5 protein-coding genes are annotated in these 17,176 nt (G+C 68.8%); all 5 read left to right on the top strand.

Annotated features, from left to right (window positions below):
• Position 1: 1 nt before the first annotated feature.
• Positions 2-1,894 (top strand): asparagine synthase (glutamine-hydrolyzing), encoded by a 1,893-nt coding sequence (asnB, locus tag WS92_RS00295; protein WP_059931504.1) that lies wholly within the window; start codon positions 2-4, stop codon positions 1,892-1,894.
• Between the two features lie 159 nt (positions 1,895-2,053).
• Positions 2,054-5,440: a non-ribosomal peptide synthetase gene (locus WS92_RS00290; protein ID WP_059931506.1), complete on the top strand. Its 3,387-nt coding sequence runs from the start codon at positions 2,054-2,056 to the stop codon at positions 5,438-5,440.
• On the top strand, positions 5,424-7,013 hold the full coding sequence (locus tag WS92_RS00285) for an amino acid adenylation domain-containing protein (RefSeq protein ID WP_231755921.1): 1,590 nt from the start codon (positions 5,424-5,426) through the stop codon (positions 7,011-7,013). The genes WS92_RS00290 and WS92_RS00285 overlap by 17 nt, the downstream gene beginning before the upstream one ends.
• Positions 7,010-7,900 carry a phytanoyl-CoA dioxygenase family protein gene (locus tag WS92_RS00280; protein WP_230479315.1) on the top strand — a complete coding sequence of 297 codons (891 nt, stop codon included), beginning with the start codon at positions 7,010-7,012 and terminating at the stop codon, positions 7,898-7,900. The genes WS92_RS00285 and WS92_RS00280 overlap by 4 nt, the downstream gene beginning before the upstream one ends.
• 71 nt (positions 7,901-7,971) lie before the next feature.
• Positions 7,972-17,175 carry a non-ribosomal peptide synthetase gene (locus tag WS92_RS00275; protein ID WP_059931510.1) on the top strand — a complete coding sequence of 3,068 codons (9,204 nt, stop codon included), beginning with the start codon at positions 7,972-7,974 and terminating at the stop codon, positions 17,173-17,175.
• Position 17,176 lies beyond the last annotated feature (1 nt).

The raw sequence follows: 17,176 nt of genomic DNA, 5'->3' as shown, positions 1-17,176 counted from the left end.
CATGTGCGGATTCGTCGTCGTCTGTCATCGTGAGGCAGCCGTGCCGATCGAGCGGATCGGCCACGCGCTCGACACGCTGCGCCATCGCGGTCCCGACGGTCGCGCGCTATGGCGCGCGGACGACGCGCGTAGCGCGATGGGATTCCACCGTCTCGCGCTGGTCGGGCCCGCTCACGAGATGCAGCCGTTTCACGCCGGCGACGTGCATGTCGTGGTCAACGGCGAACTGTACGGACACGCGGCGCTGCGGCGCGAGTTGACCGCGCGCGGCGCGCGGTTCTCGACGCAATCCGATTGCGAAGTGATGCTGCACGGCTACCGGCGCGAAGGCATCGACTTCGTGCGGCGGCTGAACGGCGAATTCGCCGGCGTGATCTGGGACCAGCGCGCGCGGACGTTATACGCGATGCGCGATCAATGGGGCGTGAAGCCGCTCTATTACCGCATCGACGGCGACGGCATCCGTCTCGCGTCCGAGATCAGGGCGCTGGCCGCGCTCGGCGCGCACTTGCGCTGGAACCACGGCGCGCTGTTCCAGCATTGTTTCGCGTCGCTCGGACCGGCTCAGACCTTGTTCGACGGCATTCATCAGGTGCCGCCGGGCCATGTGCTCGAATGGGATGCGCAGGGTTGGCGCGTGACGCCCTACGAACCGGCGGCCGACGATGCGTTGCCGCGCGATCCGCGCGACCCCGTGCGCGCGCTGATGCCGGCGTTGCGCACGCGGCTCGACCATGCCGTGCGCGACCGGCTGGAGGGCGACGCGCCGATTGCCTGCTATCTGAGCGGCGGCGTTGATTCCGCGACGCTTGCGGCGCTGGCGGTCCGCCACCGGCCCGACGGACTGGCGGCTTTCACCGTGGATTTCGGCGCCCATGCCGACGATGCGGCCGGCGCGGCGGCGATCGCGTCGAGTCTCGGCATCCAGCATCAGGTCCTGCCGTTCGACGAACAGCAACTCGTCGCGCATTTCGAGGACGCGGTGCGGCACGCGGAGACCATCGGTTTCAATTTCATCGGGTCCGCGCGCTGGATGCTCGGCCGGGCGGTTGCCGCGAGCGGCTACAAGGCCGTGCTCGCGGGCGACGGCGCCGACGAACTGTTCGGCGGGTATGGCTTCTCCGTGATGGACGGCCTGTTCAGCGGCTCGCCGCGTCAGCGCGACCTGATCACGCATGTACTCGAGAGCGGTCGCGCGGCGCTCGCGGCGGAGCTTGGCCAGGCGCTGCCGCTCTTCGGGCTGGACGTCGCGCGCCATGGCGATATCGCGCCTTACCTCGTGACCAGTTGGAACTATCAGCGCAGCGGCATGCGCCTGCTGCTCGCGCAGCCGTTTCTCGAGCAGTTTCGCGAGCACAACCCGTACGACATGCTGCTGGATGCGACGGGCGGCTTCAGCGACCCGTCGAGGTCAACCATGCGCCGGTCGCTGCAGCTATGGCGCAAGTCGCTGTTCGTGAATCACATCCTGGTATCGGAGCGGCTGGACATGGCGCATGGACTCGAGACGCGCTACCCGTATCTGGACCATCGCGTCGCCGCCGTCGCGGATGCGCTGCCGGATGCGTGGCTCGCCGACGATGTGCGCGACAAGCGTTTTCTCAGGACCGCGGTCGCGTCGTTGACGCCCGAGTGCGCGCGCCGCGCGCCGAAGCGGCCGTTCGAGGCGCCGCCGATCTCGGCGCGGCGAAGCGGCGCGTTCCAGCGCTACTGGCAGGACGTGCTGCATAGCGACGCGGCGCGGCACTCGTCGATTTTCGACCATCGACGGCTGCTGTGGCTGGACAGCCTGCTGCCGTCGCTGTCCAGAAAATCGCAGGAACGGGTCGACAGCTTTTTGATGATGGCGCTCAGCTTCTTCGCGTTGCAGCGATGTTTCGGCGTGGCCGGCTGAGGGACGGACCGGGGACCGCGCTGCCGCCGCGTCGTTGTGCCGTGGCGGACGGCGATCCTGGAGGGGAATACGGGCGGTGGTGCGCATCGCCCGTCGAATTGATTGGATTGGTCGCGCGCGGGCCGGGCGGGTTCGGCGCGGCCTCATTGGGAATCGATCATGAGCAATCTGGATACATTGTTGTTGTCTGCCGACCAGCGCGAACGCTACCGGGCGTTGCTCGCGGAACGACGCCTCGCGGATCCCGGCGGGCAGGGCATCGCCCCGCGCGCGCCGGGCCAGCGCATCCCCCTCACCAGCTATCAGGAACCGCTGTGGTTCATCGACCGGTACGAGGGCGGCGATACCGCGCATAACGTCGTGTATCCGATGGGCCTGCCCGAGGAAGAGATCGACGAACCGGCGCTCCTGCAGGCGATCGGCCGCATGATCGAGCGCCACGAGATCCTGCGCACGACGTTCCGGCAGGACGACGCCGGCGCCGTGCAGATCGTGCATGAGAGCTGGCCGCCCGCGCTCGAGCGCGTCGATCTGCGGCCGCTGCCGGATGCGCTGAAGGAAGCGACGGGATGGAAGCTCGTCGACAAGGAGGCGGCCCACCAGTTCGATCTCGAACAGGGCCCGCTGATCCGCTTCACGCTGCTGATCGTCGCGCCGAACAAGAATGTGCTGATCGTGTCGCTGCATCACATCGTATGCGACACATGGTCGGTGGCGATCATCGATCGCGAGATCCGCACGCATTACGATGACATCGTGAACGGGCGTCCGTGCTCGCTGCCGCCTGTGGCGGCACAGTTCGGCGACTATGCGATCTGGCAGCGCGAGCAGATCGCGCGCGGCGCGCACGCGCAGCATGTCGACTACTGGGTCGAGCGGCTCGCCGAGGCGCCGCCGCTGCAGCTCGAGACCGATTTCCCCGCGCCGGAGCGGCGCAGTCACCGGGCGGCCAACAGCCTCGTGCTGATCGAGCCGGATCTGCTGGAGAAAGTCAATGCGTACGCGAGAAGCCATGGCGTCACGCTCTACATGGTCTTGCTGAGCGCGTTCAAGATCATGCTGGCGCGCCATACGGGACAGTCCGATATCGTGGTCGGCACGCCACATGCGAACCGCGAACTGGATGTGATGCGCGACGTGATCGGTTTCACGATCAATTCGCTCGCGCTGCGCACCGAACTCGACGGCAATCCGACCTTCGAGGACGCGGTGCGGCGCGTGAGCACGAGCGCGCTGCAAGCGTACGAGCACCAGGCGGCGCCGTTCCAGTCGGTGGTCGAGGCGCTGGGCGTGCGGGGCAAGGGCGAGCGGCTCAGCCGCTATTCGCTGTTGCGCGTGTTCTTTTCGGTTCAGAACATCAAGTGGGCGGATATCGGCCTGCCTCAGATCAATACCGGGAAGCTGCACGACAAGCCGCGCTTCACCGTGCCGCACCCGACCACGAAATACGACATCTATATGTACCTGCGCGAGCGCGACGGCAAGGTGCTGGGGGGCGTCGAGTACGACACGGAACTGTTCGCGCCGAGCCGTATCGAGCGGATGATCCGGCATTTCCTGCGCATTCTCGAACAGGGCGTGACAAACCCGGGCACGGCGATTCACGCGCTTGCGATGCTCTCGGAGGACGAGGTTCGCGCGCTGTGTCCGGCGCCGCGCCCCGGTCCGCGCGACGCCGAGCCGCCGGCGGCGATCCACGCGTGGTTCGAGCGGATGGCGACGCGCTGGGCCGATCGCCCCGCGCTGATCGACGGCGAGCGGGTCGTGACATACCAGGCGCTGGCGGATGCCAGCGCGAGGCTTGCCGGCGTCGCGCCGCTCGCGGGGCTGGCGCCGGAGCAGCGGGTCGGCTTGCTCGCGGACCGTTCGATCCCGATGGTCGAGACGGTGCTCGCGGTGCTGCGCGCGGGCGGCGTGTGCGCGATGCTCGATCACAGCGCGCCGGCGCTCCGGATCGGGGATGCGGTGCGCGCGCACGGCATCGTTACGCTGCTGTGCGACCCGCTTCCGGAAGCCGCGGGAAACCTGCCGGGCGACGCGATCACGCTCGATGCGCTGGCCGCGCGCGCGTGCGCCGCGCCCGCGCCTGGGGCGCGCCGCGTATGCGCCGAACAGACGGCCTTCGTCTTCATGACATCGGGTTCGACCGGCGTGCCGAACGCGGTCGAGTTGACGCATGCGGGCGTGTTGAACGGGCAGTTGCCGCAGACGTGCCCGCATCCGATTGGTCCCGGCGACCGGCTGCTGATGACCGCGCCGACCAGCTCGGCGCGACTCGTCGGCGAATTGCTGTGGCCGCTCCTCAACGGCGCGACTGTAGTGATGTGTCGCCCGGGCGGGCATCAGGACCCCGTCTATCTGGGCGAGCTTCTGCAACAGCAGCGGATCACCCACTTCAGCGTATTGCCCCAGGTGTTGACGGCTTTGCTGGACGACCGGGCGCTGGCCCGTTGCCCCGATCTCAAGCTGGTGTACTGCGTCGGACAGTCGCTTGAGCAGCAACTGGCGGCGCGGTTTGTCGCGATGTCGGGCGCGACGCTATACAACAGCTATGCGCAGACGGAAGCGTGCCCGGTGACGTTCCATCCGTGCGACGGTGCGGCCGACGCGGGGCTCGCGCCGGTCGGCCGCGTTGCGCCGCACACCGCGGTCTACGTGCTTGATGCGTACCTGCGGCCGGTGCCGACCGGCGTGACCGGACAGATCGCGATTGCGGGCGACCTGCTGGCGAGGGGCTATATGGGGAATCCGCGTCTCACGGCGGAAAAGTTCGTGCCCAATCCGTTCGGCGCGCCGGGCAGCCGCATGTATCGCAGCGGCGACCTCGGCTCATGGGACGAGGAAGCGCGACTTGCGTTGCGCGGGCGCAGCGACCAGCGCGTGAAAATCCGCGGCTACCGGATCGATCTCGGCGAAATCGAGCATGCGCTGATGTCGATCGACGGCGTCGACGAGGCGGCGGTCGTCGTGTCGTCCGATCTGCGCGGCGAGCCGGCGATTGCCGCTTTCATTCGCGCGCGGCCGCTGCCGGTGGAACAGCGCAAGGGGATCGCGCAACTGCTCAAGGCGCGTTTCCCGGTGCGCCGGAAAGATGTGCAGGCGCCGCTCGCCGATCAACTGCGCGCCATCCTGCAGGCCCGACTGCCGTTCTACATGGTGCCGGCGCGCATCACGCAACTCGATGCGCTGCCGCGCGGTCGGACCGGGAAGGTGGATCGCGTCGCGCTGGCCGCATACGGCGCCGGTCCGGCGGCGCCGACGAGCACGCCCGAAGGGGCGCCGCGCACGGAGCACGAGCGCGTGCTGGTCGCGATCTGGCGCGACGTGCTCGACCTGCCCGCCGACCGGCCGTTCGGCATTTATGACAGCTTCTTCGAACTGGGCGGCCACTCGCTGAGCGCGGTCAAGATCGTGCGTCGGATCCAGGCGGAACTGAACGTGAAGCTCGACATTCGCAATGTGTTCGAAGCGGTCACGATCGCGGGGCTGGGCGACCTGATCGAGTGGACGGTCGGCGCCGACAGCTTCGATGACGTCGAGCTGTGAGCGGGCGGGCGACATGCTGACGAACGTGGACCGCAACCGGACGGCGCGGCGCGTGCCGTACATTCACCGGTTCGAGGAAACGGCGCGGACGCACCCGTCGGCGATCGCGGCTGAAGACGCGGCCCGGCGCGTGACCTACGCCGAGCTGGACGGATTGGCGAATCGCTTCGCGCACGAAATGCGGCGGCTGGGCGCGGGGCGCGGTGCGATCGTCGCGATTTCGCGCGGGCGCGATGTCGTGATGCTTGCCGCGATCCTGGCGACCTTCAAGTGCGGCGCGGCCTATCTGCCGATCGATCCCGGCGCGCCCGCCCAGCGCAAGCGGTACATGCTGGCACGTTGCGCATGTACGCTGATGCTGGCGGATGCGCATGCAGACCACGCGATCGATCCGAATCGCGCCGTCACGGTCGTCGATCCCGCGGCGTGGCTGGCGTCGGGTCCGCAAGCCGGCCACGCGCTGCCCGACGTGACCCTCGACGATCCCGCCTACGTGATCTTCACGTCGGGCTCGAGCGGCGAGCCGAAGGGCGCGCTGCTGTCGCAGGCGAACCTGGTCAATCACCTGTGGGCGAAGATCGACGATCTCGGCCTTCATGCGGGCGACCGGATCGCGCAGACCGCGCCGTGCGCGTTCGATCTGTCGGTCTGGCAGTTTCTGGCGGCGGGACTGGTCGGCGCGCGCGTGACGGTCGTGGCGCAGGACGCGGTCGCGCATCCGCCGGCGCTGCTGGATGCGCTGGCGCGCGCGAACGTGACCGTGCTGCAGGCGGTGCCGAGCTATCTGGCGACGCTGCTCGATGTCGTGACGCGGCATCGCGCGCGCGCGCCCGACACGCTGCGCATCATGGTGACGGCGGGGGAGAGCCTGCCGATCGCGGTAGCGCGTCGCTGGTTCGACGTCAGCGACGCGCCGCTCGTCAATGCGTACGGCCCGACCGAGTGCGGCGTGGACGTCACGCATCACGTGATGACATGCGCGCCGGACGGCGACGCCGTGCCGATCGGCCGCGCGATCCCGGGCGCCGAACTGCATGTCGTGGATGCCGACCTTGCGCCCGTGGCGGACGGCGACGCGGGTGAGCTGCTGATCGGCGGCGTGGCGACGGGCGTCGGCTACATCGACGCGCCGGCACAGACGGCCACATCATTCGTCGCGGTGCCGTTCGCGCGGGGGCGCTTCTATCGGACGGGCGACCGGGTCAGGCGACGCGGCGGCGTCTATGAATTCCTGGGTCGGCTCGATCTGCAGATCAAGCTGCGCGGCCATCGGATCGAACCCGAGGAAATCGAAGCGGTGCTGCTGCGGGACCCGCACGTGCGCGCGGCTGTCGTGATGCTTTACCGCGATGGCGAGCGTGCCGAGCTGGCGGCGCTCGTCGAGCGCGCGGAGCCGGATCTGCCCGTCGACGCGCTGCGCGAAGCGTGCCGCGCGCGTCTGGCGGCGGCGCTGCCCGCGTACATGACGCCGCAACTGATTGAAATCGTGTTTGCGATACCGCTCAACGAACGCGGCAAGACGGACCGGGCCGCGGCGACGCGACTCCTGCGCGCGTTGAATCCGTTTCAGTGAAAGTCCAATCCATGAACCTGTTCGACCGCATCTTCCATCGCCTTGTCGAATGCGATTTCCTGTACCGGAACGTCCTGAATCGCCGTCCGACGCGCGAGTACCGCCATCACCGCGCCGTGCTGTGCGACGAGGGACGCCGGATCCTGAAGGCGTTGAACGACGACGGCGTGGCGATCTCGCATGTGAGCCGCTTCGCCGGAATGCAGCCGCTGTTCGACGCATTGCGCGAGCAGGCGTGTCGGGCCGAGTCGCAACGCCGCAAGCGCGTGCCCGCGAACTCCGACCAGGCGCGGGTCTATGCATTCATGTCGAACGTGCTGGGTTCGTACCCGCGCTTCAATCCCGATAGCGTGTACGCGCGTTTCGCGTGCCAGGCCCCGTTCCTCGAAATCATCAACGCGTACTTCGACATGTTCGTTCAGTTGAGAAAGTACGCGGTATTCCGGCATTCGGGGGGCGGGCTGTCCGAGAACGGCAAGTGGCATCGCGATGGACGGTGCGATACGTCGGTGGTGCGTCTGTTTGCCTACTTCGCCGATGTCGGCGCAGGCAATGGCGCGATGCGCTACGCGCGCGGCACGCACCGCAAGGGCGCGCAGGGCAGCCGGATCGAGATTGCGCCGGCGAGCCTCGATCGGCAGGCCGTCTCGTGCGACGGCCCGGCGGGCACGCTGGTTTTCGCCGATACGCGCGGCTATCACCGCGCGGGCGATTTCACGCAGGGCGAACGCTGGGTGTTCAACGGCGTGTTCACGTCGCCCGGCTTCGGGGCCGACTATTTCACGCGTACGGGGAAGCGGCGTCCGGTACGCGGAAACCCCTTGTCGTGGGCGCTGTCGAGCCCGCTCACGCTGACCGACAACTTCGCACCAGACCAATCACGATGAACGAGCGAAACAGCCCGTCTTTCGGTTCCCGCCACGCCGACGAAGCGCCCCTGTCCTGGGGACAAAAGCAGATGTACCGCGCGATGCGGATCGATCGCGACGCGGCCCATTTCCACATGACCGATGTGCTGGCGCTGCAGGGCGACGTCGATCTGCCGCGGCTCGCGCGCAGCCTGGCCGATACGTTTGCCAGCCATGCGACGCTACATCTGCGCTTCGTGCCGTGCGCGGACGACGACGACGGCGTCGCGCAGCGCTTCGACGACATCGCGCCGATCGAGTGCCCGGTGCACGACTGGTCCGGCCTGCCGCCCGGCGAGGCGGCGGCGCGACTCGCGGCGCTGCGCGTCCGGTTCCGGGAAACGCCTTTCGATTTGGCCGCCGCCCCGCTGTTCCGATACGCGCTGGTGCGCCTGTCGTCGCGCGACAGTTGCCTGTTGCTCACGGTGCATCATCTGCTGGCCGACGACTGGTCGATGGGACTGCTGCACCGGGAACTCGCGGCCCGCTATGCCGGACGCGATCCGGCGCGCCCCGCGCGGGACGATGGCGCGCGCTATCTACGCTTCGCCCGGCGCCAGCACGCGTGGTTGCGCTCCGACGAGGGCGCGCGCGCGGTCGCGTATTGGGCCGATCGCCTTGGCGCGCTGCCCGCCCAGCTTGCGCTGCCGGTCGATCGGCAGCGCAGCGTCGCGGGCGCGCCGCGCAAGCGGACCCTGACGGGCGTGCTGCCCGTCACGGCGACGCGCCAGTTGCACGCGCTCGCCCGTGCCACGCATGCGACCTTGTTTTCGATCCTGCTGGCCGCCTACGACGTGCTGTTGTGGCGCCTGTCCCGCTGCGAACGCGTGCCGGTCGCGACGCTGGTCGCGAATCGCGGCGACGGCGAATTCGAGGATACGGTCGGCCTTTTCTTCAACACGATCGTCCTCGTCTCGGACGTGCGGCCGGATCAGCCGTTCCGCGACTTCGCCGCGCGAGTGGCCGAGATCACGCTCGAAGGCATGGCGCGGCAGCAGGTTCCGTTCCAGTACCTCGTCGAACGGCTGTGCCCCGTCAGGGATCCCGCGCGGGTGCCGTTCACGCAGGCGCTGTTCGCGTTCATGAATGCGTCGGGGCCGCGTCTGCGGCTCGGCGACGTGGCGCTCGCGCAGTTGGGCGGCATCGACGCGGGATCGACCTACGACCTGAAGCTGACCGCGTATGAAAAAGACGCGGCCGTGGAGGTGGTGTTCGAATACGACGCGAGCGTCGTCGAGCTGTCGACGGCGCAGGCCTGGCTCGACGTGTATCTGCGAATGCTCATGGATGCCGCGCGGGAACCCGATACGCCGCTCACTCATCTTGGCTGGACGCGGCGCGATTCGATCGCGTCCAGGATGGCGGGCGATACGGACGTGCTGGACGACTGGGGCGTCCCGGTGCCCGCTGGTTTTGTCGGGCAGTTGTGCCGGTTCGACGATCCGTCGGCCGCGCCGGTGCGCCTGGGCGTGCCGGCGCGGCGGCTGGCGGACCTCAGTGTGCGGACGCTGGACACGCGACCGGCGCATTACGACGTCGACGGCGGCCGCATCGACATCGACGCGGTCGAACGGTGCGCGCGCGCTGTGACGGGGGTGCGTCGCGCGCTGCTGACGCACGATGTCGAACACGGGCTGGTCATGCATCTCATGGTGGACGAGGCGGCATTCGCGCTCGCCGTGCTGCGTCGCGCGCTGTTCGCGTCGTTGCCGATGCATGGCGTGCCGTCGCGATTTCGCGTCGTGCCATGGATCGTCGAGCAGGTCGGCGGCGCGCCCGACCTCGATGAATTGTGGCGGGTCGGGCGCGATGCGGACGACGCGTCGCGCAAGCGCCCGCCGAGGGATGCGCACGAGGCGGCGGTGTTGCGCATCTGGGCGGACGCGCTACGCTTTCCCGAACTCGGCGCGGAGGACGATTTCTTCGCTGTGGGCGGCAACTCGCTGTCCGCTGCGCTGATCGTCGCCGAGGTCAACCGGGAGTTCGGCTGTACGTCGACGCTTCAGCAGTTGTTCGACGCACGCACGGTCGCGCGCTTTGCCGTCATGGCCGCGCAGCGCCGAGAGGACGCCGCCCGCGGCGCCTGGTACATGCAGCCGGACGCACGCAGTGACGAGTGGACCCGCATCGAAGAGGATGGCAGCCTGTCGTACCCGGTTTCCGAGGCGCAGGCGCGGATGTGGGTGCTCGACCGCCTGCCCGATGTGTCGGACCGTTACGTGATGAAGACCGCCTACCGGATCGACGGCGCGCTCGACGTGAGCGCGATGCGCGCGTCGTTCGCGGCGCTGGTGCGGCGGCACGAACAGTTGAGGGCGGTGTTTCGGGCGGTGGGCGGTGAGATCCGGCAATGCCTGCTGCCGACCGGCGCGGTGCGCCTCGATGAAGCGCGCTGGGAGGGCGAGACGCCTTCAGGCGATGCGCCGCCCGCGCACCTGATCCAGGACCTCGATGCGGCGTTCGATCTGGGCAGCGGGCCGCTGATCCGGGCGCGGCTCGTGCACACCAACGATCCGAAGGTGCATTACCTGTACGTCGCGCTTCATCACATCGTGGCGGATGGCTGGTCGATGGGGGTGATCGTCGACGACTGGCTGCGGCTTTACTCGGGCCGCGACGCGCTTCCCGTCCTGCCCGCAGAGTATCGGGACTATTGCTGCTGGCGGCGCTCGGACGAGGCGCGGCAGGCCGTCGATGCGGACCTGCGTTACTGGCGCGACCATCTGGGCGGCGCGCGCGGCGAACTGGCGTTGCCGGCACGGACGGCGGAGCCGGGTGCCGGCCCGCGCGCCGGTCATCATTCGTTCCGCTTGTCCGCAGTGCTGTGCGAGGGGCTTGGCAGGATCGCCGCCGCGCACGGCGCGTCGATTCACGCCATCCTGCTGGCCGGGTTTGCGATCGTGCTGTCGCGATACAGCGGCCAGAGCGATCTGTGCATCGGCGCGCCGGTCGCGAACCGCGATCAGGAAGGGACCGCGCCGATCGTGGGGCTGTTCGTCAATACCGTCGTGCTGCGGATGCGGATCGATGCGGGGCGCTCGCTCGCCGATCTGCTCGCGGCGACCCGGGACACGGTCATCGATGCGCTTGCGCACGCAGGCGCGCCGTTCGAGGAAGTCGTGCAGGCGCTGCAGCCGCAGCGGCATCTCGATGCGTCGCCGCTGTTCGAGGCCATGTTCGCGTTTCAGGCGTTTCCGCCGTCGGTGTCGGCGCCGGACGGCCTGACGCTGCGAGGTATCGCGCAGCGCACGCAGCAGGCGAAGTTCAAGCTGAGCGGCACGGTGACGCTCGGAGCGGGCATCGGCTACGGCGAATTCGAGTTCCGCGAGGATCTGCTCGACCCGGCGATGATCGGGCGCCTGGCGGCCGATTATGTGTCGATGCTCGAGCAATGGGCAGCGCATCCCGACGCGGGAATCCTGGCGCTGACGCCGCACACGGCGCGCGTGTCGCCGGTCGCGCCGGTTTCCGCCGATGAGGCCGGATTGGGCGGCGTGCGTGCGCTGTGCGAGATCGTCAGCCGGCAGGCGCGCCGTGCGCCGGATCAGCCGGCGCTGCGCGATCGCGCGACGACACTCTCTTATGCCGAACTCGATGCTGGCGCGAATCGCGTGGCCGCGCGGTTGCGGGCGCAACGTGTGGGCGCGGGTTCGCGCATCGGCCTGGGCGTACCGCGCTCGGCCGATGCGATCGTCTGTCTGCTCGGTATTTTGCGCGCGGGCGCGGCTTACAGCCCGATGGACATGCAGGCTTGCGCGTCGGACTGGCGTGAGCACGCAAGCGACGCTGGCCTCGACGCGATCGTGCTGGCCGGACCGGCTGGCGCGGGCCTCGACGGCGTGCGCACGATCGCGCTCGACTATCTGGTTGCGCCGATGGCCGATGGGCCGGCCGCGGTGGCCGCGTCGGGAACCGCTCAGGCGAGCGCGGTGGTCTTTCGCACCTCGGGATCGACAGGCCGGCCGAAGTGCGTGACGGTGCCGCATCAGGGCGTGCTCGCGCTGATTGCGTGGGCGTGCGGCGCGTATGCCGCGCGCGAATATCGCAACAGCACGTTCGCGACCGCATTGACGTTCGATGTGTCGCTGTTCGAGATGTTCACGCCCTGGGCGCTGGGCGGCTGCGCGACGATGCTGGAGAGTCTGCAGGTCGTGCCAGAGGCGGACGCCCCGCTGACCTGCGTGAGCGGCACGCCGTCGCACATCGCGATGCTGCTCGACCGGGGAGACTTCCCGGCCGGCGCCGCGACGCTGAACGTCGCGGGCGAGCCGCTGCCGCGCAGGCTGGTCGAACGGATCTTTGCGCAGACGGACGTACAGCGCGTCGTCAATCTGTATGGTCCCACCGAATGCTCGATCTACGCGAGCGTCGAGGATATCCGGCGCGCCACATTCGACGGCGCGGTGGGCATCGGCCGTCCCCATCCGCACGCCGCGCTGTATCTCGTGGACGACGCTCTGTCGGAAATGCCCGCGGGCGTGCCGGGGGAGATCTGCATAGGCGGGAGCGGACTCGCCCACGGTTATGCCGGACAACCCGCGCTCACGGCCGAGCACTTCGTTCCCGATCCCTTTGCCGGCGAACCGGGCGCGAGGATGTACCGCACGCGCGATCTGGGCCGGGTCGACGAGCGCGGCCATGTTGCTTATCTGGGGCGCGCCAATGGCGTCCGGAAACTGCGCGGCGTGTGGGTCAATTTCCATGATCTGACCGCGGACGTGCGCGCGTGCGACGGCGTGAGCGACGCGGTGGTGCTGCCGATCGCATCCGGCGACGACGAGGACGAAGCGCGCGTGATCGCGTTCTGCGTGCCCGAAGCGGGCGCGATCCTCGATGAAACGACGCTGCGACAGGCGTTCCGGGCGCGCGTGGCGCGCACCCGCCCGCTCGCGTACGGCCGCCTCGTCAATCGCTTCATCGCGCTCGATGCACTGCCGCTGACGCCGAACGGCAAGGTCGACGTCCACCTGCTCGCACAGTGGGAATGGCGCGCGAGGCCCGAGCCACGGGTGCCGTTCGCGCCGTCGGACCCGTTCGGACACCTGCTGCGCGACGCATGGCGAAACGCGCTGAAGCGGGACGACATTGCGCAAACCGATGATTTCTTCGCGTTGGGCGGTCATTCGTTGCTCGCGCTGCGCATGCTGGCGGAACTGGAACGGGCGACGGGGCTCGCGCTGCCGCTCGTGCACGTGTTCGAATTCCCCGTGTTTGCCGAGTTCGCGGCGCAGGCGGACGCGCTCGCGCGAGCCGGCGGGGCGTCGCAGCCGGGACGGGACGGCATCCGCCCGATCGCGCGCGGCGGACATCTCCCCGTGACGAGCGCGCAGCGGCGCATGTGGTTTCTGGATCAACTCGACCCGGACGCGACGCACTACAACGTGTCGGTCGTCCTGCGCGTGCAGGGCGTGACGGACGATGCGCGGTTTCTGTCCGCGATCCGCGCGTGCCTTCAGCGTCACGAGGTGTTCAGGACGTCATTTCATTTCGTCGACGGCGAGGTCGTCGCGCAGATCGACGATACGCATGTTCCCGATCTGGCGTGTGAGGATTGGTCGACGCTGACGGAGCTCGAGCAGCGCAAGAACGAAGCCGCATGGCGCGCGATGCAGGCGTCGCATCGTTTCGATTTGCGTCGTCCGGGGCTGTTCCGGCTGCAGGTGGCGCGTCTGTCCGAGCAGACGCGGCTGCTGGCGCTGGTGCTGCATCACGTCATCACGGATGCCGATTCGATCTCGCTGCTGGTCGACGAGATCGGCCAGCAGTATGCGCAACCGGCCAGACTCGCCGCGCCCGCCATTCAATACGTCGACTACGCGGCATGGGCGCGCGCGCGTGCGCGCGGCCCCGCGCACGATGCGCATCTGGCGTACTGGCGTGAGCAGTTGCGCGACTGTCCCGAGTTCCTGTCGCTGCCCGCCGATTACCCGCGCGACGCGACGATGCGTCACGATGGCGCGACGCATGCGTTCCTGATCGGACGGGACGAGCTGGAGCAGGTGGGCGGCCTGCTGGCCGGGCTGCGCGTCTCGCGCTTTGTCGGCCTGCTCGCGTTGTTCAAGCTGGCGGTGCATCGCTATGCGGGCAGTCGGGACATCTGTATCGGCACACCCGTGACGAATCGTCAGGTCGTGTCGACCCGCGCGATGCAGGGCTTCTTTGTCGATACGCTGCCGCTGCGCACGCGCTTTTCGCCGAGTGATACGCTGGCCGGCTTCATCAGGCGCGTGCATGCCGTCTGGGTCGATGCCTTCCGTCACCAGGAGCCCGGCCTCGAGGCGATTGTCGCGGACCGGCAGTCCGAGCGCGTGCCCGGATATCACCCGTTGTTCCAGCTCGCGTTCGCGCATACGGATGAGGCGCTCGCGACAAACGACGCGCACGGGCTGCGCTGGCGTGTGTCACAGGGTGGCCGTTACGCGACGCCGTTCGACCTGACCTGCCATTGCAACGAAACGCCGGACGGCATGTGGGTGACGCTCGAATACAAGACCGCGCTGTACGCACCGGCAAGCATCGCCGCGTTTGGCGCGCACCTGCGGCGCTTGCTGAGCTGTCTGGCGACGCATCTCGACGTGCCGCTCGCCGCGTTGCCGGGCGTCGATGTCGGCGCCTCCGTGGTCGCGCCGGCCGTGCGCGACGCCCGGTTGACCGACGGATTCGCACGCCACGCGAAGGCGAATCCCGATGCGATCGCGGTCAAGACCGTCTCGGGCGAATTCAGCTATGCGACGCTCGACGCCGATTCGAATCGACTCGCGCGCCGCTTGCTGGCGGATGGCCTGCAACCGGGCGAGTGCGTCGCGCTCTGCGTGGAGCGCGACTATCCGCTGATCGTCGCGCTGCTGGCCGTCAGCAAGGCGGCGGGCTGCTTCGTGCCGTTCGACAGCGACGTGCCGGCGCTGCGTCTGCGCGGCATCATGGCGCAGCATCGCATCACCCGGCTCGTGTCGACCCACGCGATCGTCGCGCGCTGGTCGCCGGAAGCGACGCAGTCGATGCGCGATGTCTGCCTGTACGACGTCGGGACGCAACGGGGTCCGTCCGCGCCGGGCGGATTCGGGGCAGTCGTGACCGCGCGGGACTGGGCCGACGCGCGCCCGTTGCCCGTCTCCGTCGCGCACGATGCGTCGCACGCCGCCTATGTCATCTTCACGAGCGGTTCCACCGGCGCGCCGAAGGGCGTGATGATCGGGCACGCGGCAGCGTGCGCCACGCTCGACTGGATCAACACGCGGTTCCAGGTCGCCGCCGGCGACCGGCTGATGTGGTGCGCGTCGCCAGGGTTTGATCTGTCCGTTTACGACGTGTTCGGCGTGCTGGGGGCGGGCGCCACGGTTTGCGTGGCCGATCGCGGCATGCTGTTCGACCCGACCGTCCTGGCCGCCTATCTGACGCACTGGAACGTGTCGATGTGGGATTCCGCGCCGGCCGTGCTGCAGTTCGCGCTCGCTGGCTGCGAAGTGCTGGGAGACGCATTCCGCAGCGAGACGATGCGGCTCGTCATGCTGAGCGGCGACCGGATTCCGGTCACGTTGCCGGCCGACGGCAGCCGGCATTTTCCGAACGCGCACTGGTACGCGCTGGGCGGCGCGACCGAAGCGGCGATCTGGTCGAACTTCCATGACATCGGCCGGGCGGAGGCGGCGCGGGCGATGCGCTGGCAGCGCGCGGTTCCCTATGGGCGCGCATTCGGCGCGGCAGCGTATTTCGTGATGGATGACGATCTGCGGATCTGCCCGGACGGCGTCGAAGGCGAGCTGTATATCGGCGGCGGTTGTCTCGCGGATGGCTACCTCGGCGCCCCTGCGCTGACTGCGGAGCGATTCATTCCGGATCCCTTCGCGGCGTCCGGGCGGTTTTATCGCACCGGCGACCGGGTCAGGCGCGATGCATCGGGGACGCTATGGATACTGGGCCGGACCGATACGCAGATCAAGTTGCGCGGTTATCGGATCGAACTCGGCGAAGTCGAAAGCGCCATCCAGCGGATGCCGGAGGTGCGCGCCGCGCTGGCGCTGATGGACGCCGACCGGCAGGAGATTCGCGCCTATGTCCAACTCACTGGGCCGGGCGCGCTCGACGACGCGCAGGTGCTGAGTCATCTCGGCGCGCGGCTGCCGCACTACATGGTTCCGGCGTCGGTTCATTTCATCGACGCATGGCCGACGACGGTCAACGGCAAGGTCGACCGCGAGCGGCTTGCGTCCGATCACGGCAGGGCGGCCAGCCGCAGTCCGCGAACCGCGTTCAGTACGCTGGCGAGCCGGCTCGCGACACTATGGGAAGAAGTGCTGGGCACCCCCGTTGAAGACATGGAAAAGAGCTTCTTCCACTACGGCGGAACTTCGTTGATGGCGGTGCGGATAATTGGTCTCGTCAATGAACGGCTCGGCGCGGCATTGCAGGTCATCGACGTCTTTCGCTATCCGACGCCGACCCGGCTCGCGATGCGGATCGCCGCGCCCGACGCGCAGCCGCCGTCCCGGCCGGCGTCATCCGCCGACCCGGCGGTGGTCAGCGTCTGGAAGGCCGGAGACGGTCGCACGCCGATGCTGATCTTCATCGCGCCGCCTGGGACCGACGGCGCCTGCTATGCGGCGTTGATGGACGAGTTGCGGGCCTGGCCAGGCGGGCTTGGCACGGTTGCGCTCACGTTGCCGCTGTTGCGGCGGTGGCGCGATGGCGCGGAGCAGTCGGTGGGCGCGCTGTGCCGACTGATGGCGGCCGCGCTCGCGGAGGCCGGAATCGAACGCGCGATACCGTGCGGATGGTCGTTCGGCGGCATGCTGGCGGCGAATCTGCTGGGCTGGGCCGATGCGTCTCGGCTGACGCTGTCGTCGCCCGCGCTGCTGATCGATGCGTTCGGCGTAATGGATGCGGTCGGCGGCGGGGCCGGGCAGCCCGACGCGGCGCGCGAGACGTCCGACGCGGTGGCGGGATTGCTGTCCGATGCGATCGACGGTGCAGCCCTGGCCGAATTGCGCGAGGCATCCGTCGCTCTCCTGCAGGTGGGCGCGACAGGCGGACATGAGGTAACGACGCCCTGCATCGCGCTCCTCGAAAGCGCGGGTCCGGCGCACGTCAGCGCGTCGTCGAGCTGGCCGAGGACGGCTTTGTTGCACGTGCATGCGCTTGACGCGCATCACTACGCGCTGCTGCGCCGGCCCTGGGTGCAGGAGGTGGCGTCGTGGATCATGACGTCCCTCGATCACGCTGCGGCACATGGGATGCCAGTGACGGAGTCGATCTGAA

Source organism: Burkholderia sp. MSMB1588 (assembly GCF_001546925.1).
In the GTDB taxonomy this organism is placed as follows: domain Bacteria; phylum Pseudomonadota; class Gammaproteobacteria; order Burkholderiales; family Burkholderiaceae; genus Burkholderia; species Burkholderia humptydooensis.
The sequence above is the reverse complement of the archived record's forward strand: the minus strand, read 5'-3'. Positions and strand labels throughout refer to the sequence as shown.

Coding starts and splice junctions, on each gene's coding strand:
- asnB (WP_059931504.1), top strand. CDS start 2: ATGTGCGGATTCGTCGTCGTCTGTCATCGTGAGGCAGCCGTGCCGATC.
- WS92_RS00285 (WP_231755921.1), top strand. CDS start 5,424: ATGACGTCGAGCTGTGAGCGGGCGGGCGACATGCTGACGAACGTGGAC.
- WS92_RS00275 (WP_059931510.1), top strand. CDS start 7,972: ATGTACCGCGCGATGCGGATCGATCGCGACGCGGCCCATTTCCACATG.
- WS92_RS00290 (WP_059931506.1), top strand. CDS start 2,054: ATGAGCAATCTGGATACATTGTTGTTGTCTGCCGACCAGCGCGAACGC.